Source organism: Pseudomonas sp. P4_C3 (assembly GCF_056402075.1).
The window spans coordinates 1-7,659 of record NZ_JBFUIC010000217.1 but is presented as its reverse complement, the minus strand read 5'-3'; the positions used below and the strand labels follow the sequence as shown (position 1 = coordinate 7,659).

The following is a 7,659-nucleotide window of genomic DNA, read 5'->3' as shown; positions in this document are numbered from 1 at the left end:
GCTCCTACAGAGGACCACATTCGCTTAACTGAACAGCATTGCTCTCTATGCCGCACGCTTCGGCAGCCCCTGTCATCAATTGCCAAGTCACTGACGCTTAATGTGAAGCAACCCGCTTGCACGTGACGATACTGGTTTGTTTACCGACCTCGAACCGTAAAGCGAAACCGCATTGGCACATGAAGTCCTGCCTCACTACTCTGATGGGGGACTGTCAGTTGCATCTCAATAAAACAATCAGAGAGAGCGCAGAATGAAGTTCAGTTTCGTAGACAGCAACCAGCCGAGCCGCCGGCGGGTTTTACGCGATGCATTCACTTTGGCTTTGGCGGCCTCGCCGTTGGCAAACCTCGCCAAGGCAGCAGACGAAAACGCTGAAGAAGTGACCTTTGCCGCTGGCCCACGACCGTTGGTGCAATACCCGCAAAAACGCCCGTTGACCCTGGTGACCACTCGACCGCCGCACCTGGAGACGCCGTTCCCGGTGTTCAACGAAGGGCCGATCACGCCCAATGACGCCTTTTTCGTGCGTTATCACCTGGCCAATTTCCCGACCAGCATCGATCCCGACAGCTACCGCCTGACGATCAAGGGTTCGGTCGATACGCCGCTGTCGCTATCTCTTGCCGAGCTCAAGGCCCTCGCCGAACCGGTGGAAGTGGTGGCCGTCAATCAATGTTCGGGTAACAGCCGTGGCTTCTCGATGCCGCGGGTGTTTGGCGCCCAGTTGGGCAATGGCTCGATGGGCAATGCGCGGTGGGTGGGGGTGCCGCTCAAGGCGGTATTGGAAAAGGCCGGTGTGAAAGCCGGTGCCGCGCAAGTGACTTTCCGTGGGCTCGACAAACCCGTGCTGCCGAGCACGCCGGAGTTCATCAAGGCGCTGGACATCAGCCATGCCATGGACGGCGAGCCGATGATTGCCTGGTCGATGAATGGCACCGACCTGCCATTTCTCAACGGTTACCCGATTCGTCTGGTGGTGCCGGGCTATTTCGGCACGTATTGGGTCAAGCACCTGAGTGAGATCGAGGTCATCGACCATACCTATGACGGTTTCTTCATGGCCAAGGCGTACCGGGTTCCGGATAACGATTGCTTCTGCATTGCCCCCGGCACCACGGCGGCGAAAACCCGGCCGATTTCCAGGCTGCCGGTGCGCAGTTTCATCACCAGCGTTAAACACGGCGATGTATTGCCGCTGAACAAAAGCGTGGTGCTCAAGGGCATCGCGTTCGACGGTGGCGTTGGGGTCAACAAGGTGGAGGTGTCGATCGACGGCGGAAAAATCTGGCGCGAAGCTGCGCTTGGGCAGGACCTTGGCCGTTTCTCCTTCCGTGAGTGGACACTGCCGATCACCTTTACCAGCAAGGGCGCCACGCAGTTGATGGTACGGGCCAGCAACAGTGCGGGCGAGACTCAGCCGCTGCAGGCGGACTGGAACCCCGGTGGCTACCGCCGCCACGTCGTCGAAACCAGCCACGTGACCGTCGCCTGAGGAGGACTGCATGAAACTTGTGAAACTCATGAGCACCGTGCTGTGCGCGGTTCAGGTTGGTCTGGCCAGCATGGCGGGTGCAGCGCCACTGTCGATCACCTTGCCGCCCGAAACGGCGGCGCTCAAGCCCAGTACGTTGCCGGGCTACCCATTGGCGCAGCAGAAGTGTTCGATCTGCCATTCGGCCGATTACATCAACTTCCAGCCGCCTGGCATGAGCCTGGCGCAATGGACTGCTGAAGCAGGCAAGATGCAGCAGGTGTACGGTGCGCCGATCAGCGACCAGGAGGTGAAGGTGATCGGCGCCTATCTGGCAGTGACCTACGGCAGTGCCCAGGCGAGCGATGCCGATGTTCAGGCGGCCTCGAACCCGCCGACGGATCAGCCACCGACGGTGTCGGTAGCGAAAGTCGCCTCGGCCTTGCTCCAGGACAACGCCTGCCTGTCCTGTCACGCGGTCGACCACAAGGTCGTCGGCCCGGCCTATCGCGATGTGGCGGTCAAGTATGCCAATGACCCGCAGGCACTGGCCCGGGTAATGTCGAGCATTCAGCACGGCGGTAGCGGCAAGTGGGGGGATGTGCCCATGCCACCGTTCGCGCAGTTGAGTTCGGACGACCTGAAGAGCCTGGCGACGTACATCATGAAGCAGTGAATCAGCGTTAGCCTGATGCGAAAAAGCCCACTGAACCGACAACGGTCAGTGGGCTTTTTTGGGGGCGCAGGTTTGTTCAAGACATCTAGTTGGTTGCACTGAAGCGCTTTAGAATGGCCTGGTACATCTTGGTCCGTCGATGATCCTGGCCATAACCGCCAGCAGCGGCAACGGTGCCGGCCTGGACGTGGTCCAGGTACTTGAAGATTTTGCCGGGCGACAGAAACACGACCTTGTAGCCAAGCCCGATCACCCGGTCTTGCAACTCATAACCGGGCACACGGTCGTCGATCTGAAAATGCAGACCCTGCTGCTTCATCAGCCTGCAATTCCATAGCGTGCAAAAGCTTTTCAAGTAAGTTTCTCTGTAGGGTTTTGGCTCTTTTGATCGCAGGCCGAGCGATTGCTTGAGGCGCCGGTAATGGTGCTTGAGCAGGCGTGAAGTGAAGCGCCACACGGTCCTTGGCAGTCCGCGGTTGAGTTGTTCCGTGCAACCGACCGCTGCGACGTTTCGATCTTTTGTGCAGTGGTCCATCATCATCGCGAAGACGTTTGCATCGAAGACAAACGTGTCGGTGTGCATCAGGAACAGATAGTCGGTATCAACCCTGGTCAGTGCCATGTCCAGCGCCTTGCCATGGGCGATGTGGCCCGGCTCTTTGGTGGGGGCATCCCGTTCGACCAGATTGATCCAGTCGAGTGAGCGCAAATACTCGACGCTGGCGTCCGCCGAACCGTTATCCACCACCCAGACCGGGATTGCGGCTTTGCGTACAGGCTCGCGCAACAGGTCCAGGCAGATCCTGGTCAAATCAAGGGTTTTGTAATTAACCAGAACGATGCTGAACGGTGGCTTGGCGTTTGTATCGACACTACCCATCTTCGAAATGCTCGACGACTTAAAAGCGTCGAAGACTAACAGAGGCAACCTTAGCCCAGGCTTAATTTCACCTGGGCCGTTGGTGTCGAGGCGGGCACAGGGTTTTGAGCCGCTTGCCAGGGGCGCAGGCTATCGCTGCCTGACGCCCTCGAATGTGCCAGTGCGCACCTCGCCACTGCGGATGTAACGGGCGATCAGCACGCCCCCGGGCGAGCTGATCGAGTTCAGCAAGGTGAAGGCCGACGCTTGTGCATTGTCGTCGAACAAATGCTTGCCGCGCCCCAGCAGGATGGGATGAATCATCAGCCGCAACTCGTCCACCAGGCCGGCGGCAAGCAGTTGGCGCACCAGTTCGCCGCTGCCTTGGGTCAGTAGCTGAGGACCGTCCTGGCGCTTGAGCGCGCTGATCGCGTCGACCAGGTTGCCCTGCAGCGCATGACTGTTCTGCCAGGCCAGCGAATCGGCGCGATGGGTGGCCACGTGCTTGGGTACGCCGTTGAATAGATCAGCAATGGTGTGGTGAGTGGAGTCGGCCTGAATGTGTGGCCAATAGGCGGCGAAGATGTCGTAGGTACGACGTCCCAGCAGCAACTCGAACGGCTGGGAGAACAGGTCCTGTACGGCCTGACCGGTGGTTTTGTCGGCGTAGGGGACGATCCAGCCACCGAAGCGGAATCCACCACTGGTGTCCTCTTCAGGCCCGCCGGGCGCTTGCATGACGCCGTCCAGACTCACGAACGCGGCAACGGTGAGTGTGCGCATGTTCTTCTCCTGATTCATCCGGATGAAAAAGTTCAGGCAGGGAAATCTGCGATCCCTTGGGACCATTCCCTGATAGATAGTCGAACCGGACGCTGTGAAATCGACAACAAGCTGCGCGGTTTTCTATTTCTCGTGGGAATGCATCGCGATAAGCCCCTGTTTTCCAGTGGCCGCTGGTGGACGCACGATGTAATGCGGTAGCCAGTCAGTCGAAGATCTGCGATCTGATTTGTTTCGCCCGGTTTTCGATGATGAGCGACGCAGGGTAGGCACTGGCTCGCTCTGGTCTGTCTGTATGGACCACTTACGATAGTGTAGTGTCGGAGCCACAAAGGATGTTCCAGGCTTTTCGTTTCTTCCCAGGATGGATGTTTACCCAATGCTCAAGTTCAATGCTCATCTCGGTTTTCAATTCAATGAATTGCCTTTTCTGCAACGCATCGAAGCCGCCGCCGCTGGATTTCGGGCGGTGGAGTTTCCGTCGCCCTATGAATTCGACGCCAGTCTCCTGGCCGACCACTTGGCTCAATACGCTCTTCCTCTGATTCAGTTCGCCGCACCGGCGGGCGTCACCAAAGGCATTGCAGCCCTGCAAGGCAAGGAAGAAGAGTTTCGCGCTGGCCTGGTCCAGGCCGCCCGTTATGCAAAGGTGCTGGCTTGTTCGGATGTCCACATCATGTCTGGAGTTACGACGCAGGATGAGGCTGCGCTTATCTTCGGGAGCAACCTTGCGTATGCAGTCAAGTACTTCGAAGATCAGGGGTTGCGGCCCCTTATCGAAGTGATCAGTTCGAAGGAGATGCCGGGCTATTACATGTCTGACTTCAGCAGAGCGCAACAGGTGCTGGAGACCTTCCCGAGTGTCGGGCTGATTCTCGATCTTTACCATGCCCAGCTTTTGACCGCAGACGCAGCAGATGTTCTGGCTCGATTTTATGACCGAACCGTCCATGTGCAAATTGCTGACTGTCCGGGTCGTCACGAACCGGGAACGGGGAGCATCGACTTTGCTGCCTTGTTCGCAGCGCTGGAGCAGCGTGGCTACCCAGGATGGATCGGGTGTGAATACCGTCCTTGCGGCTCTACCGTTGCGAGCCTGGACTGGATCAAGCAGCTAAGTGCTTAGCACTTGCGGGCACCCGTTACCCTGATGCACTCCTCAGGTGGAGAGATTTGAAAGGCGCTTGATGGCCGATTTCTGCCTGATGCATCGCCCCGGTTTCGCTCAAATTCCGGATCGATACTCGGGTCGCCCTCGATGTACCGACTGCACTGACAACGAGCTGGCATTCAAGGCCGTCTGTAATGACAGCTGAGTTGTGTTGCACACGAGTCAGCTTCCAATAAATGGGAGATTCTCTTCTCGAATGACGCGAGCGGCATCATCGTATAGAAACGGGAGAAACATATAGCGGCGACCTTGGGTTACAGGCGTGGCTTCGTGCAAAAGTGAACACGAAAACACCACAGCCCCTCCTGTTGGAGCGCTGTAAAGCGCTTTTCCAAACTCTGGAAAATGCAGAAAACCGCCTTCGTACTCTCCGGAATTAAGAAACAGGGAAACGGCAAAACGGCGATGCGCTGTACCCTTCGTGGTGTTATCCCTATGGGGCCGGAAATGCCCGCCTTCATCGCTGTTGTAGCAGGCCACCAGATAGCGCTCCATTCGAGTGGCATTGAACTGGAACGCTTTGTGTAGCTCTGGAAGCAAACGGTCGGCTATACGCAGCGAGCATGCTTTGGATAGAGCCTTGTCTTCAATAACGCAGTCACGACGTTGCTTGTGGCCATGGTCGGTGATGTAGACGGTTTTACCCGACTGCTCCATCATAAACCCGGATTCCTCTCCGCCACGTTCGTCGTAATAACGTATTAGTGCTTTACACAGCTTGGGCTCAAATATACGGGGAATCACCAGGACAGGGGCGTGTGGTGTGGCGGCATGTGGCGCAGCCAGTGCGGGTAATCTATCCAGAAAGCGCATTAACGAGGGTATATGGTTATCAACCGGTGCCTCTATCGGGATGATGGCCAGGAAACGCAGCGCAGGATCCAGCACGCAGGTCATTTGCCTGATGCTGCCGTCTGGCTGCAATGTACCGTAGAGCTGACTGACTGACCGATCGAAGTCCCAGATGAAGCGCATGCCAGGTATCGCACTTTCTACCCGCTTCAGCTTTTCATCCTCGGGATCTACGGAAACACCAAAGAAGCAGACGTGATCGTCATTGAACCGCTGGCGATGGGCCCGAACACCCTCCAGAACTTTAATTGATGCAGGATCAGCCGCAGAACCAAAAAAACAAAGCACTACATACCGACCGCCAATGGTGTCGAAACAAAAGCGCTCTCTTTGTTGAGTGCGGCAATGGAACCAAGGGGCGGGTCCACCGACTGAAAACGCTGTAGCGCGCATCACAACTCCTTGCCGGCAGGCAGTGGATCGCTATCAGGAATAAAGTCAGGAGACTCACGCCGAGCACTGCTTCTTCCCCAAAGGTACCGCTTACAAATGGGCTTACGGTACCGCATCACTACGATGCCGATGCGGGAAAAGCGCCAGGCACTCGAAGCTTGCAGGTAAAACTAGTTCAGTCTTGTCGAAGCTGCCCAGAGCGCAGATCGCGATTGCTCCTTCATGACTGGTATCCAGGGGCGATTCACCGCCTGTTTCCAGCGTTATGCACCAAGTGCGCACCACAGGGATCTGACCCGATACTTTAAGCTGATATCATTCAAGCACTTGCAAAAGGAGTAGGAAAACATGAACCGTCGTAAAAAAATAAACCAGTTGTTAAAGGCTAACGCCAAAAAAGCCAGTGMCAAATTGGCACCGAAAAGCAAGTCAAAATACATCAGTAAAGCGGACCGATTGAAACTGGCTGCTGAGTCCAGTCAGGACTCCAGCATTTGCGCTGAGAGCTGATCCATATCGTCGTTCGCCACAAGAAGGGCGGGTATGGCGTTTGAGAGAGCCCTGCACCGAACTTTGTGAAAGCGACACGCGTTGAAATTTCCTGCCGCAATCCCGCTCATCCACGGCGGTTTGTGCGAAAGCCCACACGGTTACCCAAGGTTTTTGCACGAATCTTCACCGCTGTCGCTCGTATCATTTCACTCGGTAAATCCGGTGAGCATTGCGATGACAAAAAAAACAACGTTGTGGGACATCAGTCCACCCTTGAGTACCGAAACGCCGACCTGGCCGGGTGACACGCCGTTCCAGGAGGAACGCGTCTGGACCTACGGTCCCGAGTGTCCGGTGAATGTCGGACGCATCACCCTGTCGCCGCATACCGGCGCCCACGTCGATGCACCGCTGCATTACAGCGCTGATGGTGCGCCGATTGGCGATGTGGCGTTGGACGTCTATATCGGGCCTTGCCGCGTTTTGCATTGTCTGGACAGCGGCGAACTGGTGCAGCCCGGGCAATTGCAAGGACGTTTGCACGACGTGCCCGAGCGCGTGCTGCTGCGCACCTATCGACAAGCGCCGCTGACAGCCTGGGATTCAGGGTTCACGGCCGTTGCCAGGGAAACCATCGACTTGCTGGCGAGCCTTGGTGTGCGGTTGATTGGCATCGATACGCCGTCACTGGACCCCCAGCAATCCAGGACCATGGATTCACACGGTGCCGTGGCCCGCCATCACATGGCGATTCTTGAAGGCATCGTGCTGGACGATGTCCCGGAAGGCGATTATGAATTGATCGCCTTGCCGCTGCGCTTTGCTCATCTGGACGCCAGTCCGGTCAGGGCGATTCTGCGGCCGCTGAGTACGTCGCAACGCGGGTAACCCATTCAACAGATCCGAAGTGGACGCCGGAGCCGGGCACCAACCTGGCTCCCGGTTCCGGCGCCCGGTTC

At 57.2% G+C, this 7,659-nt stretch carries 8 protein-coding genes; 5 read left to right on the top strand and 3 right to left on the bottom strand.

Going from position 1 to position 7,659, the window contains the following annotated elements:
- The first annotated feature begins 253 nt into the window (after positions 1-253).
- The gene (gene sorA, locus AC1DVH_RS23425) at positions 254-1,495 is read left to right on the top strand and encodes a SorA family sulfite dehydrogenase catalytic subunit (protein WP_477755820.1); all 1,242 of its coding nucleotides are present in this window, start codon (positions 254-256) and stop codon (positions 1,493-1,495) included.
- A gap of 10 nt (positions 1,496-1,505) precedes the next feature.
- Entirely contained in the window at positions 1,506-2,150 is a 645-nt protein-coding gene (gene sorB / locus AC1DVH_RS23420) for a SorB family sulfite dehydrogenase c-type cytochrome subunit (protein ID WP_477755819.1), read from the top strand.
- Positions 2,151-2,235: 85 nt separating this feature from the next.
- On the opposite strand, the gene AC1DVH_RS23415 is transcribed toward sorB, so the two are convergent.
- Positions 2,236-3,030 carry a glycosyltransferase family 2 protein gene (locus AC1DVH_RS23415; protein ID WP_477755818.1) on the bottom strand — a complete coding sequence of 265 codons (795 nt, stop codon included), beginning with the start codon at positions 3,028-3,030 and terminating at the stop codon, positions 2,236-2,238.
- 129 nt (positions 3,031-3,159) lie between these two features.
- Positions 3,160-3,792, bottom strand: coding sequence for a dihydrofolate reductase family protein (locus AC1DVH_RS23410; protein WP_477755817.1), 633 nt, complete (start codon positions 3,790-3,792; stop codon positions 3,160-3,162).
- Between the two features lie 379 nt (positions 3,793-4,171).
- Here AC1DVH_RS23410 and AC1DVH_RS23405 point away from each other — a divergent pair, with 379 nt between their 5' ends.
- Positions 4,172-4,918, top strand: a complete 747-nt coding sequence (locus AC1DVH_RS23405; RefSeq protein ID WP_477755816.1) for a hydroxypyruvate isomerase family protein — start codon at positions 4,172-4,174, stop codon at positions 4,916-4,918.
- A gap of 207 nt (positions 4,919-5,125) precedes the next feature.
- Here the strand turns inward: AC1DVH_RS23405 and AC1DVH_RS23400 are convergent, their stop codons facing one another.
- On the bottom strand, positions 5,126-6,208 hold the full coding sequence (locus tag AC1DVH_RS23400) for a 2OG-Fe(II) oxygenase (protein ID WP_477755815.1): 1,083 nt from the start codon (positions 6,206-6,208) through the stop codon (positions 5,126-5,128).
- 348 nt (positions 6,209-6,556) lie between these two features.
- On the opposite strand from AC1DVH_RS23400, the gene AC1DVH_RS23395 reads away from it, so the two are divergent.
- Both AC1DVH_RS23395 and kynB read left to right on the top strand, forming a co-directional pair.
- Positions 6,557-6,718, top strand: coding sequence for a DUF2986 domain-containing protein (locus AC1DVH_RS23395; RefSeq protein ID WP_477755814.1), 162 nt, complete (start codon positions 6,557-6,559; stop codon positions 6,716-6,718).
- A 216-nt stretch (positions 6,719-6,934) separates the two neighbouring features.
- Positions 6,935-7,588 (top strand): arylformamidase, encoded by a 654-nt coding sequence (kynB, locus tag AC1DVH_RS23390; RefSeq protein WP_477755813.1) that lies wholly within the window; start codon positions 6,935-6,937, stop codon positions 7,586-7,588.
- Positions 7,589-7,659 lie beyond the last annotated feature (71 nt).